Below are 23,919 nucleotides of genomic sequence, written 5' to 3'. Positions count from 1 at the left end.
TGCTTGCAATGCTAGAGACGGCTTGCGAGATGCCTGTCAATCTCACGCAGACAGCGGGACCGTCCGACGCCGACCGCGCTCACAGCGACCGTTCGGGGTCGCCGTGGAGGAGCATGTCCGCGACCATCTGTTCGAACGTCGATTCGTCGACCGCCTCGACGACGCGCGTCCGGGGCTCGCCGTCGGTGATGCCGAGTTCGTCCACGAGGCTGTACCCGCGGGTCATCCCCTCCCGTTCGTCGACGTCGACGAAGTACGTCCCCGCCTCCGTCACGAGGTCCGGGTTCAGCAGGCAGGCGAGCGCGAGCGTGTCCGGTTGGGTGGCCGCGTCGACGCCGAGGCGCTCCCTCGAGAACTCGCGGGCGTGGCCGGTGACGGTCGTGAAGAACTCCGCGTAGGGCGTCTCCGCCTCGGCGAAGCGGTCGAGGTCGTCGGCCCCTATCCTACCGTGTCGAACGGTCACCCCCCAGTCGACGAGCGTCACGTCGAGTTCGTTCATCACGATCTTCGCGGCGTCGGGGTCGACCCAGAAGTTGAACTCCGCCGAGGGGGTGTCGTTGCCGAGCGTGTTCACCGCCCCGCCCATCACCACCACCTCGTCCAGCAGGTCGTTCAACTCCGGTTCCCGCCGGATCGCCAGCGCGACGTTCGTCAGCGGGCCGATGCAGGCGAGGCTCACCTCGCCCGGTGACTCGCGCGCGATATCGACGATGGCGTCGACGGCGTGGCCGTCGGCGGAGGGGATGCCGGTGTCGGGGAAGAGTTCGCCGCCCAGCCCGCCCTCGCCGTGGACGTGGTCGACGTGGTCGAACTCCTTAAGGAGCGGTCGGCGCGCGCCCTCGTAGACCGGGACCGAGTCGGCGACGCCGGCGAGGTCGAGCGTGTACTTCGCGTTCTCGACCTCGTAGTCGAACTCGACGTTCCCGGCGACGATCGTGACCGCCTCGATGTCGATGGACTCGGCGAGCGCGGCCATGAGAAGCGCCTGCGAGTCGTCGCCAGCGGTGTCCGTATCGACGATAAGTCTCTGTCCCACGGTATCATATCCCTCGGAGGCGACTTAACTCCCTCGCGAGCGGACCGTCGGACGGCGCCGACGTGACCGAGGTGCGATCAGAGGTTATCGCGCAGGTGGAGCTTCTCGTCGGCCTTCGTCTCGACGGCGTCCTGTTTGACGGTGTACTCGTCGCTGTCCGCGTCGGCCCGCCCGAGGTCGGCTTTCACCGTCTCGGTGAGCCCCGGGTCGGGGTCCACGAACGCGGTGTCGTCTTCGATCTCCGTGACCAGCCCGAGCGTGTTGCCGCTCGCGTCGACCACTTCTTTGCCTTCGTCGTCGTCAGTGAACGTGACTGTCATCGAGTGCGGGTTCGACGAGCCGAGGGGAGTACCTGTGGCTTGCAAGTCTATCGACCGACCCCCTCGATTCGGAACAGACCGCGTCGAGAGACGGAGACTGCCGTGACGAGGCGGTTTCGCCGGCGGCACGCTCGACCTTGCATCTGAAACGGCCGGCGGGGCCGCGGATTCGCCCGGATTTACCGTCCTTTCTACGGGCTCGTCTGACCCGCTATCGTCTCTCGACCCGTCTGTGGTCGACGTATCAACCGCGCTGTGGTTGAAGATACAGTCAGGTCACTCATGGCGCTGACTTCCCTATCGAGGGCCACTGTGAGAATCGAAGAACCGATTCGAGTGATGTCCGTCCTCAGCATCGCCGTATTCGGACTCGCCGCGATCGGGATGGACATTCCATGGCCGCCGATAGCGGCGCTCATCTCCGTCCCGCTACTGATCAGCCTCCCGGTGGAACTCGCCCGTCACTGGGACTTCCTCGACGCACAGATCTCGCACCACTCTCACCGAGACCCGGACGAGGCGGGAGAGACGGCCGACTGAACGGCTCATAACGATGTCTGCAACGAACTCCAACGGTTCAGACGACGGAAACGGATCGGCCGACGGGAGCGGGACGCCGGAGGAACAGATGGACACCCTCCGGTCGTACACGGATATCTTCTACAACCAACTCGACGAGGGGATGCGGACGCTCAACCGACCGGCCGCGGGGCAGTTCGTCTCCTCGGTGTCCTGTGGTCTCGACATCAGCCTCGGCCCCTTCATGATGATCGCCATGTTGACGGCGTTGAGCGGGACGGTAGCGGACCCGATAACCCGCGTCGTCATGCCGATCCTCTACACCTTCGGGTTCATCTTCGTCATCCTGGGACGGTCGGAGCTGTTCACCGAACACACGACGCTCGCCGTCTTACCGGTTCTCGACGGACGCGAGCCGATATCGAATCTCGCCCGCCTGTGGGGAATCGTCTACAGTGGGAACATCATCGGGGGCACCGTCGCCGCGGTTTTCGTCGGGTGGGCGACGGTCGCGCTGGACATCGTCAAACCCAAGTACCTCGTCAAGACCGGGATGACGTTCATCGACCTCTCGCCGGAGGGGGTCTTCGCCGGGGCGATACTCGCCGGGTGGCTGATGGGCCTGCTCTCGTGGATGCTAACCTCCGTCGGCGACACGATCAGTCGAATCGCAGTCATCGTCGCCGTCACCTACCTCATCGGCTTCGGGCACATGCCCCACTGCGTCGCCGGCAACATCGAGGTCATCGCCGCGATGATGGCCGGCGCACCGATATCGGTCGCCCAGTGGGGGCAGTTCCTCGCTCTCACGTCGGTGGGGAACGCCATCGGCGGCGTGGTCTTCGTCTCCCTCGTCAAGTACGGCCACGTGACCTTCGGGTCCGAAGCGCCCGAGCTCGACGAGGAAGTCCGGCGCGGCGGTCCCAACATCGACTCGACGGCCGACGACTGAGGTCCGCGTCCTTCGGCACTTCGGAGCGGATGCTACCACCGATACTCTCGTCCGCTCTGTCGTTTCGTCGGAAGGTCCGGCGTCCGTATCGAAAGGACGCGTCGGGAGAGCCCGCGAGTCGTATTTGCAGCCCGCAGCGTTAAGGCCGACCGCGAGGTATCCACGATGCCCGCGTCGAGCGAGAGCGGGCGCGAGCTAACGGAGGTTCCATTCAATGGGAAAACTTCGAAAGGCGATGAAGACCTGGCGACGGCTCCCGCGTAGCGTGCGGCGACGCATCGTTCGCAAAGGACGGCGCCTGCTCCGACGGCGCTGACCCGTCGGACCTGTTCGTTCCGATTCGTTCTACGGTCGTTCTCTCGGCGGCGACGGCCACAGATACTCCCGACCTACGACTACAGTCACTCGAAGACGGCGTTCACGGCCGGTGTCTCGAGCTTCGGGTGCCCGAGCTGCCGACCGCCGTCTACGAGACGCTCGTGGACTCGTTTCACCGCCTGTCTCGCCTTCCGCCGCACGTTCGAGTGGGTTCGATAGGCGATGCCGGCGTCGTCGAGCCACCGACGCGCCTCGGCGAGGCCGCCCGGCTCTGATGGGACGAGTGAGATGGCAGCGGCGAATGAGGTCGTCGCGTCGCCGGAGAAAAAGCGAAGCGGCCCGCCCGCGACCGCGTCGCGGGTCGTCGAGGCGGTTACCGAAGGACGGTCGCGATCAGTCGCTCGCGAGCTGCTGCTGGTCGAACTCCTCGCTCGCCTGCGTGACTTCATCGAGGGCCTCTTCCTCCTCGCTGAGCGACTCCGACAGGAGGTCGGCGGCCTCGTCGTAGCCCGCCTTCTCGGCCAGCGAGGTGACGTTACCGTACGCGGCGATCTCGTAGTGCTCGGTCTTCTGCCCGACGCTCATGTTGTACCGGTCGAGCACATCGCCGTCGTTGTCCCGTGCGAACTGCTCGTGTTCTTCGATCAGCGCGTTCACGACCTGTTCTTCCTTGGTCCGGGGCTCCTCGCCGATCTGGTCGAACACCTGTTCTAGTCGATCTACCTGGTTCTGCGTCTCCTCGCGGTGCTCCGAGAACCCCTGGCTGGCGGCCTCGTCGTCGGTCTGGTCGGAGAGCGTCTCCAGCGCGTCGACGAGTTGCTGTTCGGTGTAGTACAGCTCCTGCAGGCCCTGGACGAGAAGCTCGTCCACTGATTCTGTTGTCATCGTCGTCCCTCTATTGGGGAATTACGCCATTGAGTAGCCCGCCTGTATGTGCAGGCTAAACCTCGACGAGGTCGCTGACCCGCGTCCGGCCCGAAAACGGCCGTCCGGCGGCCGAGCGAAGGACCGCCAACCGGCGTCGCGTCCGGAAGCGACTTCGGAAAACGGCCGACCGAGACGCCGGTCGGTAGTCGGCCTCGGCACTCATAGGGTTCGTCACCGCCGCGGAGTCACCGCGGCTCGGAACGCGCTGTCGTCATCGGCCGGGCGACCCTACCGGACGCGGCGGCAAGACGGTTGCCCCTCGGGAACGCACGGGAGAACAAACGATAAACCCGGGGAGTCCCTTCGGGCGGTATGCAGCGACGACGCTTCCTGGCGCTCTCGGGGGCGGGGTTCGCCGGCGGGCTCGCGGGCTGTGGGGGCAGCGACGCGACGGGTGAGTCCATCGAGAACCACCCCGCCGCGGCGGGACTCGACGCCCAACCGCGACAGGGGGACCTCGGCAACCACGTCGTGCTAGCGTTCGAAGACCCCTCCTGTGAGCGGTGTGCGGCGTTTCACGCCGAGACGGTGCCGCAGATACTGTCGAACCTCGTCGAGCCGGGACTCGGCGCGTACGTCGTCCGGATGTATCCCGTGGTGTTCCCGTGGGGCGAACCGGCGAGTCAGGCGCTCGAGGCGACCTACGCCCGCGACGACGCGGCGTTCTGGTCGCTGCTTGGCCACTACTTCGAGAACCGCTCTCAGTTCTCCGCCGAGAACGTCCTCGACCGGACGGGCGCGTTCCTGCGTGAGGCGACGGCCCTCGACGCGGACGCCATCGTCAGCGACGCCGAGAACCGAGCGTACGCGGACGCCGTGCAGGCCGACGTCGAAGCGGCTGAGAACGCCGAACTGGGCGAGACGACGCCGGTCGTCCTCCTCTTTCGGGACGGCGAGTTCGTCACGAAAGTCAACGGCAGCGTCAGCTACGAGGTGGTCGCGGAGGCGCTCGGGGAGGCGTCGTGACGGGGGGCTGGCGGCGCACGCTGCGTCCGCCGCTGTCCCGGAGCGACTGGCGGTTGATGGGCCGGACCGCCCGACTCGTGCTCACACTGCCGACCTACGCCGTCCTCGCCGTTCTCGCCGCCACTCTCTCGTTGACGGCCTTCGTCGTCTCGCTCAACGTCCCGCTCGTGATGGATCTCGTCGTCGGCGGGTCGCTCCCCCTCGAAAGTCGGTTGACCGTCCTGTTGGAGTTGTACCCGTTCGTCGGGACCTTCTTCCACCCGGCCCAGGGCCTCTTGCTGGTGGCCGTCGCGGCGCTGACCGGCGTCGACGTGGCGATGGCGGTCTATCACTTCCGGGAGCACGGCGTCGCCATCAGACAGGGCGGTGCCGGCGCGGCCGGCGTCCTGCTGGGGACGCTCGGAGCGGGGTGTGCGGCCTGCGGGTCGGCGGTCCTCCTCGGACTGCTCTCGCTGCTGGGCGTCTCCGCCTCGCTCGTTTTCCTGCCGCTCGACGGGTTGGAGTTCGCGCTGGGCGCGCTCGTCGTCCTCACGCTCTCGATCCACTGGCTCGCCGACGGGATGCGCGGCGGCGAGATAAACGGCTGTCCGGTCGATATCTGACCGCGCGTCGCTCAGTTCGTCGTCGTGATCTCGACGACGTCCCGGTGATCCAGTTCCGTGTCGGCCCCGACCTGCCGACCGGAGCGCACGTCGTGGGCGTGGAGGAAGCCCTCGCCGATGTCGGTGTGGAGGAAGTACGCGAAGTCCTCGGCCGTCGAACCGTCGGGGAGGACGAAGCAGTCCTGTAAGAAGGTGCCGTCCTCCTGTGGCTTGCGCGCGCCGGGGAAGACGGCGATCGCGCCCAACTCCTCGAACAGCGCGGTCTCGAGCGCCCGCTGGACGCCGGTCCCCTCGAACTCGGTGACGAACTCCCGGATCTGTTCGAGGCCGGCGGCCTTCTCCTCGGGGAGGTCCGCCGTCACCTCGAAGCCGGCGTCGCCGGGCCGATAGTCCAGCACGCCCTGCTCGTCGCCGTTCTTCAGCGCCTTCTCGGCGTGGGCGGAGACGGGGACGAACGTCAGGTGCTCGTAGTCGGGGTCCTCGGTGATCTCCGTCCAGTTCTCCTGTGCCGCGTCGGCGTCCATCTTGTTGGCCGCGATGACCATCGGCTTCGTGCGGATGCGGATCTCGCGGGCCAGCGCCTCTCGGTCCTGCTCGTCCCACTCGTCGGGGTCCAGTTCCAGGTCCAGCGCGAGGACGATCTGCTTGATCTCGTCTTCGCCGATCTTGAACGCCGACATCTGCTCCGCGAGGTCGGCCTCGATGTCCTTGTCCTCGCCGTGATACCCCGAGCGGTAGCGCTCGATGCCCTTCTCCAAGATGTCGAGGTACCACATGTCGAGTTCGTTCTCCAGGAACTCGATGTCCTCGCGCGGGTCGTGGTCTTCGGTCGGTTCGCCCTCCAGGTCCGTCTCGCCGGTGAAGTCGACGACGTGAACCAGCACGTCGGCCTCGTTGAGGTCCGAGAGGAACTGGTTGCCGAGCCCCTTTCCTTCGTGGGCGCCGGGGACGAGCCCGGCGACGTCGACGAGTTTCGTCGGGACGAACCGAACCCCCTCGGTGCAGTAGCCGTGATTGGGCGTACAGCTATGCTCGAACTCAGGGGCGGCACAGTCGACGCGAACGTACGCTTCGCCCATCGACGGGTCGATGGTCGTGAACGGGTACGCGCCCTCGGGCACGTCGTTCATCGTCGCCGCGTTGAAGAAGGTGGACTTGCCGACGGAGGGTTTGCCGACGAGTCCGATCTTGTAGCTCATTGAGAGGTACCAAGCGAATCAGCGGCTAAAACGTTGCCAAACGAACGGAGAGCGTGTGGGAGTGCCTAGCGAGGGTCTTCGCTTCGTCGTCGGGCCGCAGTGCCGCCCGACTACTCGAGGGACCGCCGGTCCCTCGCTGCTCAGACTCTCGCTACTGCTCCGCGGCTCTTTCCAGTCACCGCGTCGCTTCGAGGGTCTTCACTACCGTTCAGACCCTCGCTAGCGACAGCTCGTAGACGTTCACCGGCAACTCTTTCCCGCCGAGACGGGCGGTGCGCTCGCCGGCGGGGTCGAAGTGCGTCCGGTAGAAGGCGTTGCCGACCTCGTTGTCGACCAGGACTTCGTCGCGAATCGTCCGCACCGAGAGGCTCTTGAGGTGTTTCTTCCCGCGCTCCAGCAGCTCGCTGCCGATGCCTTCGCCCCAGTAATCCGGGTGGACGTAGAGGTCTAAGTCGCCGATGCCGACGGGGTCGGTCATCCCGCAACTGGCGTACCCGACGACGTCGTCGTCGACGGTCGCCACGAACAGCCCGACGTCGTCTACGTCGATCATCCGTTCGAGGACGTTCCGGGCGTACCCCTCCGAGAGATGCGTGTCGACGGCCTCCCCGCCGAGGATGTCGTCGTAGACGGCGTGCCACGCGGCGTGGGCCACCTGCTGGATCGCGGTGATATCGTGTTCGGTCGCCGGCCGAACGCTGATCTGGAATGACATGTGTGAACGTATGGCTTGGGAAGGTATAGAACTACGCCCGTCGCCGGGCCGCTCGACCGCGAGATATTGCTACTCCCCGGCGCGTTCGCGGGCCGCGGCGACCACCAGCGGCAGGGTGATGGTCGCGTCGGCGTAGACGCTCACGTTGCGGGCGTCCTTCTCCAGTTTGCCCCACGAGCGCGACTCGTTCAGCGTCGCCCCGGAGAGGCCGCCGGTGTTCGAGGAGTCCATCGTCAACTGGACGGCGTAGTCGTAGGCGTCCGGCGAGACGAGCATCGTCTGGAGCGTGTAGTTCTTCGGGACGCCGCCGCCGACGAGCATCGCGCCCGCGCTGTCGGCCTCGTAGGCGATGTCCGTGATGTCGGTCATGTCGGCCAGCGCGTCGACGGTGAACTCGCTGGTCTGGGAGTACATCCACGCCTGCAGGCCCAGCACGGAGTCCTGGAACGCCGGGCAGTACACCGGCACGTCGTTCTCGTAGGCGGCCGCGAGCACGCCGGCGTCCTCGGCGATGTCCTCGCGCTCGTTGACTTCGCCGTTGGCTCGGCCCAGTTCCTCGGTCATGCGCTGGATGGAGACGGGACTCTCCGCTTCCAATTCGGCGAACACCTCCTCGCGCAGGTGGCTCTCGAACAGCGCGAAGTGCTCCTGCGGGAGATAGACGTTGTAGATGCGGTCGACGCCCTCGTCGCGGAGCGTCTCGTCGTGTTCGCGCTCGGTCTTCTCCGGGGGCGTGACCTCGCCGTGGTGGTGTTTCCCGCCGATGGCCTCGATGCTGTCGTGGGTCAGGTTCGCGCCCGTCGTCACCAGCACGTCGACGTGACCGTCCCGGATCAGCTCGGAGACGATGGCGCGCATCCCCGTCGGGACCATCGCGCCGGCCAGTCCGAAGAACGTGGTCACGTCCTCGTCCAACATCTCGGCGTAGACGTCGACGGCCTCGTGGAGGTCGTTCGCGCCGATGCCGGCCTCGCCGTAGCTCTCGGCCAGCTCGCCGACGGTCATCCCCGCGCGAGCCTCCGCGTGGCCGATGGGGTCGTGCCTGAACGTCTCGCGGTCCTCCTGGTCGCTCATTGCTCCCCTCTGGTCCGGCCGAGGGCTTGAACGACGTGGTTCGTGCCGGACTCGCGACGCCGACGCGCGCCGGGCGGCTGGCCGCCAACCGCAACCGTTACGCCCCGCCCGCGTCGTTCCCGGAACGATGAGTCTGAAGACGGCCGTGGCCGCGCCGTTCCGCCAGCGCGGCACCGACCGGATGGCCGAGAGCGAGTTCGTCGTCGCCCTCTCGTTAGACCGGAGCTGGTTCTCGCCGGACCAGGCGAAGACGCTCGTCGACGTCGCCGCGAGCGAGGGCCTCGTCGAGCGGACGGACGACGCCCTCGTCGTCGGGTTCGACGCGGCGGCGGTCAACGTCCCCGAGGGGTTCGCGCCGAGCGAGGACGTCCTCCGCTCTCGGTCGACGTTCGAGCGGATTCTGGATACCGTCGTCGAGAGCGGCGTCGAGAAGCAAGACGCCGTCGCCGGTATCAACTCGCTGCAGTCCGAGCTCGGCGTGACGCTGGAGGCCGCGGCGGTGGTCTACGCCCGCGGCGAGGGCGTCGCCGTCGAGGAGATCGCGGCCGACGCGCGGGAGGAACTCTGATGGTCGAAGACCGAATCACCGACGGCAGACGCATCGCGCAACTGCTCGCCTCCGAGCTGACGGGACTGGAACGCGGCCCGCTGGGAGACGTTTCGGTCGTGGACGCCGATCGGGACGTGGAACCGACGGCCGACGGCGCGTTCGCGTTCGGTATCGAAACCGACGGCCGCTCGCTCGGCGAGGTCCACGTCACGCCCGATACCGCGCGGCTGACGCTGCCAGAGCGACGGGACGTCAGCCTCGACAGAGCGGACGTGACAGTCGAAGAACCGAGCGGGGAGAGCGAGCAGAAGACCGTCGTCGTCGCACACAGCGGGGCCGCGGTCAAAGCGCTGGTCGACGTGCTCGCCGACGGACTCGACCGTTAGGCCGGTTCGCCCAGCGTCTCGGCCGTCCACGCGACGAACCCGGTGAGCACGAGCGCCGACCCGACGAACGCCATCGTCGCGGCCGTCGCCAGCACGAGCACGGAGAGTCCGAGCGGCGAGCCAAGCGCCATCACGACGGGCGCGAGCGTGATACAGAGCGCGCCGATCGCGACCGCGCGGCGCTGTTTCGTCGAGAGGTTCACGCCGATGTGAAACCGCGAGTCGGACGGCGGCTCCGCCGCTGCCAGTCCGAGGCTGAACAGCGGGACGCCGACGAAGACGAGCGTCGCGGCCACGGCGTTCGACCAGAAGGTCAACTGTCCGGTGGTGGGCGCGAGCGACAGCGACGCACCGACTGCGAGCAGCACGGCCCCGCCGAGCACGCCGAACGGTCGCAGTCGCGGGTCTTCGAGCGTCTGCCCCACGTCGGGCAGCGTCTCCGCGACGTGACCGACGTCGAGGGAACGGTCCATGACGCTCGCTTTCACCTCCTCTCTCAAATAGCCGCGGGACCGATTCTCAAATCTGATTTCCGGATGCGGCCGACCAGCACTGAGAGGGAAACGCTTGTGTTCGTCCCCGTCGCCGCGCTACCCATGCAGTTCTTCGACCGTCTCCACGACCGCATCGCGGCCGCCGACTCCGTCGTCTCCGTGGGGCTGGACCCCGACCCCGACCGCCTTCCCGAGAGCGTGCGGGACGCGGACCTCCCGCGCTGGCAGTTCAACCGCCGCATCATCGACGCGACCCACGAACACGCCGCCTGTTACAAGCCCAACGCCGCGTTCTACGAGGACCCCGACGGCTGGCGCGCGCTCCGAGAGACCATCGCCTACGCCCACGGAAAGGACGTGCCCGTCCTACTGGACGCCAAGCGCGGCGACATCGGCAACACGGCCCGGCAGTACGCGACGATTCTAGACGACGAGCACGGTCCCGCCGCGGACGCCATCACCGTCAATCCGTACCTCGGCCGCGACTCGCTGGAACCGTTCCTCCAGCGCGAGGAGAAGGGCGTCTTCGTCCTCGGCCGCACCTCGAACCCCGGCGGAGCCGACTTACAGGACTTAGAACTCGCCTCCGGCGAGAAACTCTACGAGCGCGTCGTCCACCTCGCGGACCTCTGGAACGACGACGGTAACGTCGGTCTCGTCGTCGGCGCGACCGCGCCCGAAGAGCTCGAAGAGATCCGCGAACTCGTCCCCGACATCCCGTTTCTCGTCCCCGGCGTCGGCGCGCAGGGTGGGGACAGCGAGGCCGCCGTCGAGTACGGCCTCGCCGACGGCGTCGGCCTCGTCAACTCCTCGCGCGGCATCATCTTCGCCGGCGAGGACGCAGCGGACCGCGGGGCTCCCGAGAAATTCTTCGAGGCCGCCGGTCGGTCGGCGAAGCAACTCAAGGCCCAACTGAACCAGTTCCGCTGATTCAGAACTCGTAGGTGTCGACGCCGTCGGGCATGTCGTCGGGATTCGTGGGCTCCTCGGACTCGCCGCGGCCGCCGCCGGTCTCGGCGCTGCACTCGGTACAGAGGCCGGTCGTCTCGTCCCAGTGGCGGTCACACACCAGCTTGCCACAGCGGTCACAGCCGTGTTCGACGTCCGCGTTCTCACAGATGTTACAGAGGCCGGAGACGCTCATGCTATATGATAGCACGGTCGCGTCCTTGAACGCTCGGGTTGCAGCTGCGGAATCGACGGAACCGTAGCGACGAGCGAGACGCTTACGGTTCTCTGGTCCAAACTCCGGGTGTGCAGTACGACCGTCTCATCACGGGGGTCGCCGCGGTGTTCGCCGTCCTGACAGGCATGCTCACCGTCGTGGGGGTACTGGTGAACCCGGCCGTCCTCTTCCTGGCCCTGATGTTCGGCGCGTCGGCGTACTTCATGTACTACCACGCCAGCGGCAAGCTGGCGGCGGACGTCTACGAGCGAGTCGAACGGCGGGCCGCCCGCGGGGCGCGGGGCGGCCGGGGCGCGCGCCGCGGCGGGTTCGGTGCCGGGCCGCGAGAGGAGTGGGAGGCCCCGCGGGGCGGGCAGCGAGTCCGCGACGCCGCCCGACGGGCGCGGCAAGCCAGAGAGCAGCAACGACGCCGACAGCAGGGTCGTCGACAGCAGCGAGGACGGCAACAGCGACGCGGGGGCCGGGGCCAGCGCATCCAACAATCCAGCGGCCCCAGTCCCAGCGAGGCGTACGCCCGACTCGACTTAGACGCGAGCGCCGATCAGGGCGCGGTCAAGCAGGCCTATCGCGAGAAGGTCAAGGAGGTTCATCCGGACACCGATACCGGCAGCGAGGCGGAGTTCAAGCGGGTGAAAGCCGCCTACGAGACGCTGACCGACTGACCGCGACCGCAACGGCCAAACCGACCGGGGCGTCAGTGAGGGTATGACGCAGACGCCGCCGCTTCTCGTCGACATCGACGGCACGCTCACCGACGAGTCACGCGCTATCGACCCGCGGGTGTTCCCCGTCTTGCGGGAATGGCCCGAACCAGTCGTCATCGCCACCGGGAAGGCGATGCCGTTCCCCATCGCGCTCTGTGAATTCCTCGGTATCCAACGAAACGTCGTCGCGGAGAACGGCGGCGTCGTCTTCGTCGAGGCGACCGACGAACTCCAGTTCGAGGGAGACCACGAGGCGACGCTGGCCGTCGCCGAAGCGTACCGCGAACTGAGCCACGAAATCGGGTTCGGGTCGGTCGACCTCGCGAACCGCTGGCGCGAGACGGAAGTGGTCGTCAGCCTCGACCAACCGCTGGAACCGCTCGAACGGTTGGCCGCCGAGTACGGCCTCGTCGTCCTCGACACCGGCTTCGCCTACCACGTCACCGACCCGAGCGTCGACAAGGGGACCGGACTCGAAGCGGTGTGCGCGGAACTGTCACTGGACCCGGCGGCGTTTCTGGCCGTCGGCGACTCGGAGAACGACGCGGAGGCGTTCGAGGTGGCCGGCGAGTCCGTCGCCGTCGCCAACGCCGACGCGACGGCGAAAGCGCTCGCCGACCGCGTGACCGACGCTCGATACGCCGACGGGTTTCTCGAAGCCGTCGCGCCGTACCGCTAACGGTCGCTCCGTAGCGAACTGGCGACACCAAATGTTCGCTTCGAATCCGCACGGGTGCGGTGTCACACGGCCGCGTCGTCCCGTGCGGCGACTCGTCACATACGCTCTGCTGGTCCCGCTTTCGCTGATAAACGTCCGCTCGCCCCTATTGTGATAGATAGTCGCAATCATCGCGCTAAACACCGGTAAGCAGGTCCGAACCCGGGGAAGGCTTTTATCTCGCCACCCGCTACGGACCCCCATGAGCCCCGACCGGGCCGTCCTCCGTCGCGCCCTCGACCGCGGCGAGGAGGAGGGCGGTAGCGTCGAGTTCAAGGAGCGGCTCACCGAAGACCTACACCTCTCGGAGGGACGGCTCGAATCACTGGCGGCACAGCTACGCCACCGCGTGCTCTCCGGCGACGGGGAGGCGACCTACGTGGTCGGCGTCACCGACGACGGCGGCCTGGCGGGCATCTCGCCCGACGAGTTCTCCGAGTCGATGGACGTCCTGAGCCTGCTGGCCGAGGAGGCCGGCGCACACATCGAGGAGGTCAAGACGTGGGGCGTCGACGGCGTGGGGTCGACGACCCCGCGAGCGGACGGAACCGACGGTTCCGCCGACGGCGTGGCAAGCGAGAGCGACGAGAGCCCGCTCGACGGCATCGTCGGCGTCGCCACCATCCGGGAAGGGACGGTACTCGACGACGACGACCACATCGTCGTCGGCACCGCCGGCCACGTCGACCACGGGAAGTCCACGCTCGTCGGCTCGCTGGTGACCGGCGAGGCCGACGACGGCGAGGGCGGGACCCGCGGCTTCCTCGACGTGCAACCCCACGAGGTCGAACGCGGCCTCTCGGCCGACCTCTCCTACGGCGTCTACGGCTTCGACGACGATGGCCCGATCCGGATGGACAACCCGCATCGCAAGAGCGACCGCGCGCGGGTCGTCGAGGAGTCCGACCGCCTCGTCTCGTTCGTCGATACGGTGGGCCACGAACCGTGGCTCCGGACGACCATCCGGGGGCTGGTCGGGCAGAAACTCGATTACGGCCTGCTTACCGTCGCCGCCGACGACGGCGTCACCGAGACGACCCGCGAGCACCTCGGCATCCTGCTGGCGACGGACCTCCCGACTATCGTCGCTCTGACGAAGGTCGACATCGTGAGCGACGAGCGGGTCGCCGAGGTCGAGCGCGACGTCGAACGGGCGCTGCGCGAGGTCGATAAGACGCCGCTCCGGGTCGAGCGCCACGGCGTCGAGACCGCGATCGAGGAGATCTCCGAGACGGTCGTCCCCGTCGTGACGACGAGCGCCGTCACGCAGGAGGGGCTGTCCGACCTCGACGCGATGTTCGAGGCGCTCCCGAAGACCAGCGGCGAAGTCGGTGACTTCCGGATGTACATCGACCGGACGTACAACGTCCAGGGCGTCGGTGCGGTCGCTTCGGGGACGATCAAATCCGGTGAGGTGGAAGCCGGCGACCGGCTCCTGCTCGGACCGATGCAGGACGGCGCGTTCCGCGAGGTCGAGGTGCGCTCCATCGAGATGCACTACCACCGCGTCGACGAAGCGAAGGCCGGTCGCATCGTCGGCATCGCCCTCAAGGGGGTCCGCGAACCCGATATCGAACGCGGGATGGTCCTTCTCCCGGCGGACGCAGAGCCCACGGGCGTCCGCGAGTTCGAGGCCGAGGTGATGGTGTTGAACCACCCGACGCGCATCGGCGAGGGTTACGAACCGGTCGTCCACCTAGAGACCATCAGCGAGGCGGCGTCGTTCCGCCCGGAGGGCGGTCAACTCCTCCCCGGCGACGCGGGCGCGACCACCGTCGAGTTCAAGTTCCGGTCGTACTTCGTCGAGGAGGGCCAGAAGTTCGTCTTCCGCGAGGGGCGCTCGAAGGGAGTCGGAACCGTGACCGACGTGAGCACGGACTGACTCGGTTAGGTATCATCGGTTTATCCGCCGGACGCGTCGTCGGTACCATGCAACTGCTCGTCTTCGGCGCGAGCGGCCGAGTCGGCCGTCGCGTCTGTGAGTACGCCACCAGCGACGGCCACGGCGTCACCGCGTTCGTCCGCGACGCCGACCGCGCGCCGCCCGGCGTCGGCGTGGTCGAGGGCGACGTCCGCGACGGTGAGTCGGTGATCGCCGCCGTCGCCGGCCACGACGCGGTCTGTAACGCCGTCGGGCCCGACGCCGACGAACGTCCGTCGGTGTTGACCGAGGGGATCGACACCATCGCCCCGGCGATGGCGGACGCCGGCATCGACCGACTGGTCGGCGTCGCCGCCGCCGGCATCCTGCAGGCGACGCCGAACCGTCTCCGCCTCGATATGCCGGAGTTCCCCGCGGGACTACGGCGGGTGGCGACGGCCCACCGGGAGGCCTACGAGCGACTCCGCGAGTCGACGCTCGACTGGACGCTCGCGTGCCCGCCGCGGATGCCCGACGGCGCGCCGACGAACCACTATCGGACGGCCGTCGACTACCTCCCCGAGGGCGGCCAGTCCGTCTCGACCGGCGACGTGGCGGCGTTCGTCTACGACGCCGCCGTTCGAGGCGGGCATCGTCGAGAGCGAGTCGGCATCGCCTACTGACGGACCGCCTTGAGCAGATACGCCGGGTGTTGATACGGATACCGGCGGTTCTCGAAGGGGGCGTTCCGCACCCACGCGATCGTCCACCCCTCGTCGAACCGCGCCGCGAACTCCGAGTAGGCGACGCCGCCCGGTTGCCGGCCCCAGCGTTCCGGAGCCGCCGCCGCGAGGACGAACAGGCGACCGCCCGGGTTCAACGCGTCGCGGACGGCCGCGACGTACTCGTCTCGCTCCGCGTCGTTCAGGCAGTGAAACAGCGCCGAGTCAGTCACCGTGTCGAAGCGCATCGGCAGGTCGTCCACGCGGAGCGCGTCCCAGACGAGGAACTCCGCGGGGATATCGCGCCATCCGGCCTTCCGTCGAGCCTGTTCGACGGCCTGCGGCGCGAAGTCGACGCCGAGAACGTCGTGGCCGCGGTCGGCGAGATACAGCGACAGCTCGCCGGTGCCACAGCCCACGTCGAGGACCCGTCCCCGAATCTCTCCCGCCTCGGCGAGTTTCGCGAAGGCGCGCTGCGGCCGCCCGATGTCCCACGCCGGGACACCGGCGTACGCGGCGTCGAACCCGTACGCCCGGGCAGAGACCGGCCGAGTGCCCGGCCGGTACGGCGGAAAGCCGTGCCAGACGGGGGCGCTCATCTCTGGAAACCCATTTCGATTGACACCATGCGCTTCGCTAAGGCGTGCCACCGACAAGAAACTGCGCGCCGGATCGTTCGCCGCTATCGGCGTTCGTAGCCGTCGTCCGTCCGCGCCGCGAGTCCGAACGCCTCGGCCCACCCGAGCAGGTGGTCGAGACGGGTCCGCCAGACGCGCTCCCAATCCGCGTGGCGCTCGCGCTCCCAGCGCGGGACGGCGTCTCGAACCCGCTCGAACGCTTCCGTCTCGGTGAGCGGGCCGCCGCAGTCGTCGAGTGCATCGAGTAGCTCCGAAGCCGCGAAGACGTTCTCGCGGAACGCGACCGCCAGCGCCGATTGGTCGAGTTCCGTTCGCGTGCGGTGGTAGCCGCGGTCGCTCTCGTCGACGAGGTCCAGCGCCCGCAAGAACGTGAGATACTCCCGTGCCGTCTCGCGGTCGGTGACGTCGGTGGCCCGCTGGATGGCCCGACAGCAGTCGGCCTCGTCGTCGGGGACCAGCGGGATCGCCGCCCGCGCGTCGCCGAGGAAGGAGAGCGAGCGGGCCGGCGGAGCCACCTTGTAGCGCATCAGAGGCCGAAGCTCTCGACCAGCACGTCCTCGTGGGTCTCGCCGACGACGTGGGTGTCGCCGCCGACCACGTCGATGGTGACCTGCGCCGGCCCGAACAGGTCGACCGGGAGTTCGCCGAAGTCCCAGTCGGCGTCGTCGAAGACGCCTTCGAGCGGTCGGCCGTACTCCGCGCCGGCGACGGAGGCCACCTCGTCGAAGCGGTCGAAGTCCTCGTCGACGGTGAGGTGGACCTCGCCGCCGTAGGCCAGCGCGTCGGTCGTGCGGGCCATCGCCGACGCCTCGTCGGCGGCGACGGGGGCCATCGGCGCTCGCGCGTTCGCCGAGAGCACCTCCGCGGGGTCGAAGCCGAGTTCCGCGAGGCGGTAGACGGCGAGTTCGGCGGCGCGGGCGGCCGCGACGACGCTGCCGGTGACGCTCGCCGTGGCGAACGTCGGCATGAACACCGCGGTCTCGGGGACGCCGGTCCGCTCGGCGATCTGCCCGGCGACGGCCTCGTCGGGGAGTTCGTCCGACTCGATGGCCAGCACGGCGAAATCTGCGTCCTCGCGGTAACCGATGCGCTGGAAGACGTCCTCCTCGCCGACGAGCGCGCGGGCCGGCCCGCTGCCGAGTCCCTCGAAGTCGTCGGTGGCGACCTCCCAGCCGCCCTTCTGCGAACAGAGCAGCGCCAGCGCGGGGTGGTCGGTCGACAGTTCGACGTGGGTCAACGGCGCGCTTCCCACGGAATCCATCGTCGTCTGGACCGTCGCCAGCCCCGCCGTCTGAATCTCCGCGAGCAACATCCCGGCCTCGACGGCACCGGGGACCTCGACGCCGAAGTCCAGCACCGCGGCGTCGCCCGAGAGCGCGTGTACGTCTATCGTGAGTTCGTCCGCGAAGTCGATGGCCTCGTCGACGAGCTCCGTGGCCATCCGATTGAGACTGTCCATACTCGGCCTTTGACAGCCTGCCTTTTAATCTCCGCCTTCGGACGCGCCGCTGCGCGCCTCGCGTCCCAGCGACGCCTCGACGGCGTCGACCTTCTCGCTCGCGCGCTGGTCGACCCCGCGCTTGTCGTCGATCTTCAGGAACGTCTCGACGCGGTCGGACTGCGCGCCGACGGCCTCGTGTGCGGCGTGAGCCGCCGCGAACAGCTCCTCGCTGTTCTCGGCCTCGATGATCGTCCCCATCGGCGTCGTCTCGTACTCCACGTCGAAGTCGTCTAACGCCGCCACGGCGTCGGCGACGTACGGTGCCATGCTCTCTTCGACGACCGGTGCGACCGACAGGAAGCCGATACAGGTCATGGTCGCGGGTTCGGCCGCCACCGGGGTAACTGTGTCGCGGTACCGACGTAGTGACCTATCTCGACGGCGGTAGCGTTCTCCTACTGTCGGCCAGACGTGTACGAATGCTTATCATGTACTGGCGGGTACGTGTCCCATGGGACGGGGGAGGGAGGGGGTGTCGAAGCAGTTGCTGGTAGTCGTCGCTCTCATCGTCATTTCGTTTACCGTATTCGTCGCGTTTCTCCCCCGAGATATCCTGGCCGTCATCGTCGTGACCACGCTCCTCGCCATCTCCTACTTCGGCGGCGCGGTCTATCTCACTACGCACGCGGATCGCATTCCGGACCGGTTGAAACACGCCTCGCTCATCTGGACCGTGCTGTTCCCGGTGACGACGGTCGTCGTCGTGCTCGCGAACATCTGGAAGGACGTTCCGCTTACCGCCCTGCTGTTCACGTTTGCGCTGTTGTTCGTGTTCGTCTACTACTGGCTGGTCGTCCCGCTCGCGCTGGTACAGAAGCTCCGGCAACAGAACTGGACGCGCCCCGAGAAGGAGTGGCCGCCGCTCACCGTCCTCGTACCGGCGTACAACGAGGAGCAGTACGTGGGACGCTGTCTCGACGCCATCGCCGCGGCGGACTACCCCGCGGCGGTCGACGTCGTGGTAGTCGACGACGGGAGTACGGACGGAACGTACGTCGAGGCGCTGGCGCACGCGACCCCGACCACGACGGTCGTCAAACAGCCGAACGGCGGAAAGCACGCGGCGCTCAACACGGGTCTCGAACTCGCGGAGACGGAACTGCTCGTTTCGGTCGACGCGGATTCGACGATCGACCCGAAGGCGCTTCGGTCGCTCGTCGCGGAGTTCGACCGTCACCCGACGGCGGGCGCGATAGCCGGCAACGTCAAGGTGGGGAACAGGGGAACCTTCGTCACCGACCTCCAGGCGCTCGAGTACATCGTCGGCATAAACACGTTCCGACGGGCGTTCGACCTACTCGGCGTCGTGACCGTCGTCCCCGGCTCGCTCGGTGCGTTTCGACGCGAGGCGCTTCTCTCGGTCGGCGGCTACAGCGGCGAGACGCTGACCGAAGACTTCGACCTCACGATAGAGATACTCAAGGCGGGACACACGATTCACGCCAGCGAGGGCGTCGTCTACACCGAGGGACCGGAGACGTGGCGAGACCTCTACCACCAGCGCTTGCGCTGGTTTCGAGGGAACATTCAGACGCTCGTCAAGCACGTCGAGGTGTTCAGCGACAGTCGGTTCGGGCTGCTCCACCGACTCGGGTTCCCGTACGTGTTCCTCTCGCTCTCGTTCCTTCCACTCCTGGGCATCGTCGTCTTCGGTCTGATCGTCCTCTCGGTCGTCGACGGGAGCGCGCCGCTGTTGCTGGTCATCGCCGCGTTCTTCGTCCTGTTACAGTTACTGCTGTCCGTCCTCGCCATCGAGATCGAGGGGGAAGACGTTCGTCTCGCCGCACTCGCGCCCTTCTCTATCCTCGGCTTCAAACAGTTCCTCGACGTGGTTCTGCTGAAGAGCCTCGCGGACGTCTTTCTGGGGAACGACCTCCGATGGAAGAACGTCCGACGGGCGCGCCAACGCGGCAGCGCCACTCGTAACGCCTCCGAGAGGAGTCCCGAGCGGTAAGCGCCGGTCGCGTCGAACGGAACGTTTCTAAGCGCGCACGCGCGACGTGTCATTCCGGAACCGTTCGCGATAGAGCGCGCTGGGGGATTCGAACCGGAACCAGATGTGTTCGCTTCGCTGCGCGCGACTGATAGGGCTCAAATCCCAGTGCGATTTCACGGCTCACGGAATAGCGAGCACACGCTACGCGGTGCTCGCCGGGATTGTTCGCCGTATAAATGCGCTGGAGGGGATTTGAACCCCTGTTGTGACCATGGCAAGGTCACGTGATACCACTACACTACCAGCGCCCTGTTACATCACAATCTGGCGGGGGTGACAGTAAAAAGCCTTCCGTTTTCCGAGGGAAACCGTGGGACGTGAGTGCATTCGACTTACCGGATCGTTCGACCACGTTAGTCGACTCACCCTTTCGGAACCGGCAAAGACCGGGTGGGCCGTTCGGGGGGTACCGGCGGCGACGGGCCGTGTGAACGCGTCTCAACGCACGCGCGAAGCGGGGTCTTTTTACCGTAGGGACGGAGAAGTATCGGCACAGTCTAGTGGCGCGACGTGGAAGCGTCACGGCATGACGACCAGCGTACTCGTGCCGTCTTCCCTCACACGGGAAGCCGAAGACCGCCGCGAGGCGACTCGCAAGCTCGGATACGTGGCCCGCGCGGCCACGGTGTTCCGGGCCGATCGGCTGACAGTGTTTCCCGACCCGGACGGGGCGGGCAAATGGGAAGACGGGTTCGTCGAAACCGTGCTGCGGTACGCCGCGACGCCCCCGCACCTCCGAAAGGAGATGTGGGGCAAGCGGGACGAACTGGAGTACGTCGGCGTCCTGCCGCCGCTCCGCGTGCGTTCACAGACCGGCTCCGGATCTGAGGGTTCGGGGTCGTTAAGACAGGGAATCGTGACCGAGGTCGGAGCTGATGGGCGCGTCCGGGTCAATTGCGGCATGCAACACCCGATCTCCCTCCCCGTTCCAGACGACATGGAACTGGTCGAGGGGGAGCGCGTAACCGTCAGGGTCTCTTCGCGACGGCCGGTCCGGGCGAAACTCGTCGAGCACCCCACGCCGGGGTTCGACGTCGTTACCGCGGACCTCGATGCGGCACTCTCGCGCGACGACGCCGGACTCACCATCGCGTCATCGCGATACGGTGAGCCGGCGACGACGCGGCGTCTCGGCCAGCTGGTCGAGCGCCGGGATACCGAGGGCGGCCTGACCGTCGCCTTCGGGGCACCCGAGCGTGGGTTACCGTCGATACTCGACGTGGACCCGGGCTCCGTCGGTGGAGACCAGACAAGCGACGACCCCACAGGGTTCGACCTCTGGCTGAATACGGTTCCGAACCAGGGCAGCGAGGTGGTGCGAACGGAAGAAGCGATGTTCGCCTCCCTCGCCTGTCTAACCCTCACGGAGTAAACGTATGCCACAACCAAGCAGACCACGCAAAGGCTCGCTGGGCTTCGGCCCGCGCAAGCGCTCGACGACCGAGACGCCCCGCTTCAACAGCTGGCCGTCCGACGACGGGCAGGCGGGCGTCCAAGGGTTCGCCGGATACAAGGCGGGCATGACACACGTCGTGCTCGTCAACGACGAACCCGACTCCCCCCGCGAGGGGATGGAGGAGACCGTCCCGGTGACGGTCGTCGAGACGCCGCCGATGCGCGCCGTCGCCCTGCGAGCGTACGAAGACACGCCGTACGGCAAGCGTCCGCTGACGGAGGTCTGGACCGACGAGTTCCACGGCGAACTCGACCGGACTCTCGACCTGCCGGAGGGCCACGACCCGGACGCTGCAGAGGAACAGGTACGCGACGCACTCGACGACGGAACCCTCGGGGACGTGCGCCTCATCACGCACACCGTCCCCGACGCCGTCCCGAGCGTCCCGAAGAAAAAGCCCGACGTGATGGAGACTCGCGTCGGCGGTAGCTCGCTCTCGGAGCGCCTCGACTACGCGCTCGAACTCGTCGGTGACGGCGGGAAACACGCGATGAACGACGTGTTCCGCGCCGGTGAGTACACCGACGTCGCGGGCGTCACCAAGGGCAAAGGGACGCAGGGTCCCGTCAAGCGCTGGGGCGTCCAGAAGCGGAAGGGCAAGCACGCCCGGCAGGGCTGGCGGCGCCGAATCGGTAACCTCGGCCCGTGGAACCCCTCCCGCGTGCGCTCGACGGTCCCCCAGCAGGGCCAGACCGGCTACCACCAGCGCACCGAACTGAACAAGCGTCTCGTCGACATCGGCGAGGGCGACGAGGCCACCGTCGACGGCGGCTTCGTCAACTACGGCGAGGTCGACGGGCCGTACACGCTGGTGAAGGGCTCGGTGCCCGGGCCGGACAAGCGCCTGGTGCGCTTCCGCCCCGCGGTGCGACCGAACGACCAGCCGCGCCTCGACCCCGAGGTGCGCTACGTCTCCACCGAATCGAACCAGGGATAACCCATGCAGGCAACTATCTACGATCTGGACGGCGAGGCCGACGGCGAGGTCGACCTGCCGGACGTCTTCGAGACGCCCGTGCGCACAGACCTCATCCAGAAGGCCGTTCGCGCCGCCCAGGCAAACCGAAAGCAGGACTACGGGACCGACGAGTACGCCGGTCTCCGTACCCCGGCCGAATCGTTCGGTAGCGGTCGCGGACAGGCGCACGTCCCGAAGCAGGACGGCCGTGCCCGCCGCGTCCCGCAGGCGGTCAAGGGCCGCGTGGCCCACCCGCCGAAAGCCGAGAAGGACCGGTCGCTCGACCTGAACGACAAGGAACGCCAACTCGCCGTCCGCTCGGCGCTCGCCGCCACGACGGACGCCGAACTCGTCGCCGAGCGCGGCCACGAGTTCGACCGCGAGGAGGTCCCCGTCGTCGTCTCCGACGACTTCGAGGACCTCGTGAAGACCCAGGAGGTCGTCTCCCTGCTGGAGACGCTCTCGCTTCACGCGGACGTCGAGCGCGCGGACGAGACGAAGATCAAGGCCGGACAGGGGAAGTCGCGCGGTCGGAAGTACCGCCGCCCGTCCTCGATCCTGTTCGTGACCAGCGACGAGCCGTCGAAGGCCGCCCGCAACCTCGCGGGCGTCGACGTGGCGACCGCGCGCGAGGTCAACGCGGAGGACCTCGCGCCCGGCGCACAGCCGGGTCGGCTCACCGTCTTCACCGAATCCGCCGTCGAGGAGGTCGCAGACCGATGAGCTGGGACGTCATCAAGTACCCGCACGTCACGGAGAAGGCCATGAACGACATGGACTTCGACAACAAGCTCCAGTTCGTCGTAGACGACCGAGCCAACAAGGGCGACGTGGCATCCGCCATCGAGTCCCAGTACGAGGTCTCGGTCGTGGACGTGAACACGCAGAACACGATGGACGGCGTCAAGAAGGCCGTCGTGCGTCTCTCCGAGGACGACGACGCCCAGGAAGTCGCCTCCAGGATCGGGGTGTTCTAACGATGGGACGACGAATTCAGGGACAACGACGCGGTCGCGGGACGTCCACGTTCCGGGCGCCCTCCCACCGCTACAAGGCAGACCTACAGCACCGGAAAGTCGAGGACGGCGACGTCGTCGCCGGGACGGTCGTGGACATCGAACACGACCCCGCTCGCTCGGCGCCCGTCGCGGCCGTCGAGTTCGAGGACGGCGACCGCCGCCTCGTGCTCGCGCCCGAGGGCGTCGGCGTCGGCGACGAACTGCAGGTCGGCGTCAGCGCCGAGATCGCCCCCGGGAACACGCTCCCGCTCGCGGAGATTCCGGAAGGGGTTCCGGTTTGTAACGTCGAGTCCAGCCCCGGCGACGGCGGGCGCTTCGCCCGCTCGTCGGGCGTCAACGCCACGCTGCTCACCCACGACCGCAACGTCGCGGTCGTCAAGCTCCCCTCCGGGGAGATGAAGCGGCTGGACCCGCAGTGTCGCGCCACCGTCGGCGTCGTCGCCGGCGGCGGCCGAACTGACAAGCCGATGGTCAAGGCCGGGAACAAGTATCACAAGATGAAAGCGCGCGGGACGAAGTGGCCGAACGTCCGCGGTGTGGCGATGAACGCCGTTGACCACCCCTTCGGTGGCGGTGGCCGGCAACACCCCGGCAAGCCCAAGTCCGTCTCGCGTAACACGCCGCCGGGACGCAAAGTCGGGGACATCGCCTCGAAGCGGACCGGCCGAGGTGGCAACGAATGAGTTCGGAATATCAAATCGGCCACGAAGGAGAGTTCTCCTTCCGCGGCCACACGCTCGACGAGCTGCAGGAGATGGAGCTCGAGGAAGTCGCGGAACTGCTCCCCGCTCGCCAGCGGCGAAGTATCGAACGCGGTCTGACCGAGGAGAAGCAGAAGCTGCTCGAGAAGGCCCGCGACGCCGAGGAGGAAGAGACGGCGAACAACCCGATCCGGACGCACCTGCGCGACATGCCGGTGCTGCCGGAGATGGTCAACATCACCTTCGCCGTCCACGCCGGTCAGAGCTTCGAGCGCGTCAAAGTCGAGCCCGCGATGCTCGGTCACTACCTCGGTGAGTTCCAGCTCACCCGTAGCGACGTCGAACACGGTCAGGCCGGTATCGGGGCGACACGCTCCTCGAAGTTCGTACCGCTCAAGTAA

The 23,919-nt window shown here is 67.5% G+C and carries 31 protein-coding genes and 1 tRNA gene; 19 read left to right on the top strand and 13 right to left on the bottom strand.

Features of this window, described 5'->3' with window-relative positions; all coding sequences use genetic code 11:
- Positions 1-79: 79 nt before the first annotated feature.
- Both EGH23_RS08485 and EGH23_RS08480 read right to left on the bottom strand, forming a co-directional pair.
- Positions 80-1,036, bottom strand: a complete 957-nt coding sequence (locus EGH23_RS08485; RefSeq protein ID WP_220579569.1) for a nucleoside hydrolase — start codon at positions 1,034-1,036, stop codon at positions 80-82.
- A 77-nt stretch (positions 1,037-1,113) separates the two neighbouring features.
- The gene (locus EGH23_RS08480) at positions 1,114-1,356 is read right to left on the bottom strand and encodes a PRC-barrel domain containing protein (RefSeq protein WP_220579568.1); all 243 of its coding nucleotides are present in this window, start codon (positions 1,354-1,356) and stop codon (positions 1,114-1,116) included.
- Positions 1,357-1,668: 312 nt separating this feature from the next.
- Here EGH23_RS08480 and EGH23_RS08475 point away from each other — a divergent pair, with 312 nt between their 5' ends.
- The 3 genes from EGH23_RS08475 (at position 1,669) to EGH23_RS08465 (ending at position 3,420) form a co-directional block, all read left to right on the top strand.
- Positions 1,669-1,896, top strand: a complete 228-nt coding sequence (locus tag EGH23_RS08475) for a hypothetical protein (RefSeq protein ID WP_220579567.1) — start codon at positions 1,669-1,671, stop codon at positions 1,894-1,896.
- A gap of 13 nt (positions 1,897-1,909) precedes the next feature.
- Entirely contained in the window at positions 1,910-2,827 is a 918-nt protein-coding gene (locus EGH23_RS08470) for a formate/nitrite transporter family protein (RefSeq protein WP_220579566.1), read from the top strand.
- A gap of 443 nt (positions 2,828-3,270) precedes the next feature.
- Positions 3,271-3,420, top strand: coding sequence for a hypothetical protein (locus EGH23_RS08465; RefSeq protein WP_220579565.1), 150 nt, complete (start codon positions 3,271-3,273; stop codon positions 3,418-3,420).
- A gap of 118 nt (positions 3,421-3,538) precedes the next feature.
- On the opposite strand, the gene EGH23_RS08460 is transcribed toward EGH23_RS08465, so the two are convergent.
- Positions 3,539-4,030, bottom strand: coding sequence for a YciE/YciF ferroxidase family protein (locus EGH23_RS08460; RefSeq protein WP_220579564.1), 492 nt, complete (start codon positions 4,028-4,030; stop codon positions 3,539-3,541).
- A gap of 354 nt (positions 4,031-4,384) precedes the next feature.
- Between EGH23_RS08460 and EGH23_RS08455 the strand changes: the two genes are divergently transcribed.
- Positions 4,385-5,038: a DsbA family protein gene (locus EGH23_RS08455; protein WP_220579563.1), complete on the top strand. Its 654-nt coding sequence runs from the start codon at positions 4,385-4,387 to the stop codon at positions 5,036-5,038.
- A gap of 56 nt (positions 5,039-5,094) precedes the next feature.
- Positions 5,095-5,640 carry a hypothetical protein gene (locus EGH23_RS08450; protein WP_220579842.1) on the top strand — a complete coding sequence of 182 codons (546 nt, stop codon included), beginning with the start codon at positions 5,095-5,097 and terminating at the stop codon, positions 5,638-5,640.
- Positions 5,641-5,651: 11 nt separating this feature from the next.
- On the opposite strand, the gene EGH23_RS08445 is transcribed toward EGH23_RS08450, so the two are convergent.
- The 3 genes from EGH23_RS08445 to EGH23_RS08435 form a co-directional block, all read right to left on the bottom strand.
- On the bottom strand, positions 5,652-6,839 hold the full coding sequence (locus tag EGH23_RS08445) for a redox-regulated ATPase YchF (RefSeq protein ID WP_220579562.1): 1,188 nt from the start codon (positions 6,837-6,839) through the stop codon (positions 5,652-5,654).
- A gap of 208 nt (positions 6,840-7,047) precedes the next feature.
- The gene (locus tag EGH23_RS08440) at positions 7,048-7,554 is read right to left on the bottom strand and encodes a GNAT family N-acetyltransferase (protein ID WP_220579561.1); all 507 of its coding nucleotides are present in this window, start codon (positions 7,552-7,554) and stop codon (positions 7,048-7,050) included.
- A 69-nt stretch (positions 7,555-7,623) separates the two neighbouring features.
- Positions 7,624-8,628, bottom strand: coding sequence for a deoxyhypusine synthase (locus tag EGH23_RS08435; protein ID WP_220579560.1), 1,005 nt, complete (start codon positions 8,626-8,628; stop codon positions 7,624-7,626).
- Between the two features lie 127 nt (positions 8,629-8,755).
- Here EGH23_RS08435 and EGH23_RS08430 point away from each other — a divergent pair, with 127 nt between their 5' ends.
- The gene (locus tag EGH23_RS08430; RefSeq protein ID WP_220579559.1) at positions 8,756-9,196 is read left to right on the top strand and encodes a DUF2240 family protein; all 441 of its coding nucleotides are present in this window, start codon (positions 8,756-8,758) and stop codon (positions 9,194-9,196) included.
- Positions 9,196-9,564: a DUF7993 family protein gene (locus EGH23_RS08425; RefSeq protein ID WP_220579558.1), complete on the top strand. Its 369-nt coding sequence runs from the start codon at positions 9,196-9,198 to the stop codon at positions 9,562-9,564. The genes EGH23_RS08430 and EGH23_RS08425 overlap by 1 nt, the downstream gene beginning before the upstream one ends.
- Here the strand turns inward: EGH23_RS08425 and EGH23_RS08420 are convergent.
- Positions 9,561-10,037, bottom strand: coding sequence for a hypothetical protein (locus EGH23_RS08420; RefSeq protein ID WP_220579557.1), 477 nt, complete (start codon positions 10,035-10,037; stop codon positions 9,561-9,563). The two genes, EGH23_RS08425 and EGH23_RS08420, sit on opposite strands and share 4 nt — an antisense overlap.
- Positions 10,038-10,160: 123 nt before the next feature.
- On the opposite strand from EGH23_RS08420, the gene pyrF reads away from it, so the two are divergent.
- Entirely contained in the window at positions 10,161-10,988 is an 828-nt protein-coding gene (pyrF, locus tag EGH23_RS08415) for an orotidine-5'-phosphate decarboxylase (RefSeq protein ID WP_220579556.1), read from the top strand.
- 1 nt (position 10,989) lies between these two features.
- Here the strand turns inward: pyrF and EGH23_RS08410 are convergent, their stop codons facing one another.
- Entirely contained in the window at positions 10,990-11,202 is a 213-nt protein-coding gene (locus tag EGH23_RS08410) for a hypothetical protein (RefSeq protein WP_220579555.1), read from the bottom strand.
- Between the two features lie 110 nt (positions 11,203-11,312).
- Here EGH23_RS08410 and EGH23_RS08405 point away from each other — a divergent pair, with 110 nt between their 5' ends.
- From EGH23_RS08405 to EGH23_RS08390, 4 genes are all read left to right on the top strand, one after another.
- Entirely contained in the window at positions 11,313-11,906 is a 594-nt protein-coding gene (locus EGH23_RS08405) for a J domain-containing protein (protein ID WP_220579554.1), read from the top strand.
- Positions 11,907-11,949: 43 nt separating this feature from the next.
- Positions 11,950-12,627: a phosphoglycolate phosphatase gene (locus EGH23_RS08400; protein WP_220579553.1), complete on the top strand. Its 678-nt coding sequence runs from the start codon at positions 11,950-11,952 to the stop codon at positions 12,625-12,627.
- Positions 12,628-12,868: 241 nt separating this feature from the next.
- The gene (locus EGH23_RS08395) at positions 12,869-14,548 is read left to right on the top strand and encodes a GTPBP1 family GTP-binding protein (RefSeq protein ID WP_220579552.1); all 1,680 of its coding nucleotides are present in this window, start codon (positions 12,869-12,871) and stop codon (positions 14,546-14,548) included.
- A gap of 47 nt (positions 14,549-14,595) precedes the next feature.
- On the top strand, positions 14,596-15,210 hold the full coding sequence (locus tag EGH23_RS08390) for an NAD(P)-dependent oxidoreductase (protein WP_220579551.1): 615 nt from the start codon (positions 14,596-14,598) through the stop codon (positions 15,208-15,210).
- Here EGH23_RS08390 and EGH23_RS08385 read toward each other — a convergent pair.
- From EGH23_RS08385 to EGH23_RS08370, 4 genes are all read right to left on the bottom strand, one after another.
- Positions 15,204-15,848, bottom strand: coding sequence for a class I SAM-dependent methyltransferase (locus EGH23_RS08385; RefSeq protein ID WP_220579550.1), 645 nt, complete (start codon positions 15,846-15,848; stop codon positions 15,204-15,206). The two genes, EGH23_RS08390 and EGH23_RS08385, sit on opposite strands and share 7 nt — an antisense overlap.
- Positions 15,849-15,931: 83 nt before the next feature.
- Positions 15,932-16,414 (bottom strand): double winged helix-containing putative transcriptional regulator, encoded by a 483-nt coding sequence (locus tag EGH23_RS08380; RefSeq protein ID WP_220579549.1) that lies wholly within the window; start codon positions 16,412-16,414, stop codon positions 15,932-15,934.
- Positions 16,414-17,346, bottom strand: coding sequence for a methenyltetrahydromethanopterin cyclohydrolase (mch, locus tag EGH23_RS08375; protein WP_220579548.1), 933 nt, complete (start codon positions 17,344-17,346; stop codon positions 16,414-16,416). Before mch ends, EGH23_RS08380 begins: the two co-directional genes overlap by 1 nt.
- Before the next feature lie 24 nt (positions 17,347-17,370).
- Positions 17,371-17,703 (bottom strand): MTH1187 family thiamine-binding protein, encoded by a 333-nt coding sequence (locus tag EGH23_RS08370; RefSeq protein WP_220579547.1) that lies wholly within the window; start codon positions 17,701-17,703, stop codon positions 17,371-17,373.
- A 136-nt stretch (positions 17,704-17,839) separates the two neighbouring features.
- Here EGH23_RS08370 and EGH23_RS08365 point away from each other — a divergent pair, with 136 nt between their 5' ends.
- Positions 17,840-19,342, top strand: a complete 1,503-nt coding sequence (locus EGH23_RS08365; RefSeq protein ID WP_220579546.1) for a glycosyltransferase family 2 protein — start codon at positions 17,840-17,842, stop codon at positions 19,340-19,342.
- Positions 19,343-19,561: 219 nt separating this feature from the next.
- Here EGH23_RS08365 and EGH23_RS08360 read toward each other — a convergent pair.
- Positions 19,562-19,632, bottom strand: a tRNA-Gly gene (locus EGH23_RS08360).
- Positions 19,633-19,910: 278 nt separating this feature from the next.
- Between EGH23_RS08360 and EGH23_RS08355 the strand changes: the two genes are divergently transcribed.
- The 6 genes from EGH23_RS08355 to EGH23_RS08330 are packed head-to-tail and all read left to right on the top strand — an operon-like array spanning position 19,911 to position 23,919.
- The gene (locus EGH23_RS08355; RefSeq protein ID WP_220579545.1) at positions 19,911-20,756 is read left to right on the top strand and encodes an RNA methyltransferase; all 846 of its coding nucleotides are present in this window, start codon (positions 19,911-19,913) and stop codon (positions 20,754-20,756) included.
- A 4-nt stretch (positions 20,757-20,760) separates the two neighbouring features.
- Complete coding sequence (rpl3p, locus tag EGH23_RS08350; protein WP_220579544.1) at positions 20,761-21,777, top strand: 50S ribosomal protein L3; 1,017 nt, start codon at positions 20,761-20,763, stop codon at positions 21,775-21,777.
- A 3-nt stretch (positions 21,778-21,780) separates the two neighbouring features.
- The gene (gene rpl4p, locus EGH23_RS08345) at positions 21,781-22,521 is read left to right on the top strand and encodes a 50S ribosomal protein L4 (RefSeq protein WP_220579543.1); all 741 of its coding nucleotides are present in this window, start codon (positions 21,781-21,783) and stop codon (positions 22,519-22,521) included.
- Positions 22,518-22,775, top strand: a complete 258-nt coding sequence (locus tag EGH23_RS08340; protein WP_220579542.1) for a 50S ribosomal protein L23 — start codon at positions 22,518-22,520, stop codon at positions 22,773-22,775. The genes rpl4p and EGH23_RS08340 overlap by 4 nt, the downstream gene beginning before the upstream one ends.
- 2 nt (positions 22,776-22,777) lie before the next feature.
- Positions 22,778-23,500 carry a 50S ribosomal protein L2 gene (locus EGH23_RS08335; RefSeq protein WP_135304318.1) on the top strand — a complete coding sequence of 241 codons (723 nt, stop codon included), beginning with the start codon at positions 22,778-22,780 and terminating at the stop codon, positions 23,498-23,500.
- Complete coding sequence (locus EGH23_RS08330; RefSeq protein ID WP_220579541.1) at positions 23,497-23,919, top strand: 30S ribosomal protein S19; 423 nt, start codon at positions 23,497-23,499, stop codon at positions 23,917-23,919. Before EGH23_RS08335 ends, EGH23_RS08330 begins: the two co-directional genes overlap by 4 nt.

The sequence above is a fragment of the Haloarcula nitratireducens genome, from assembly GCF_019599505.1.
This window is presented reverse-complemented; position numbering and strand designations above follow the sequence as displayed.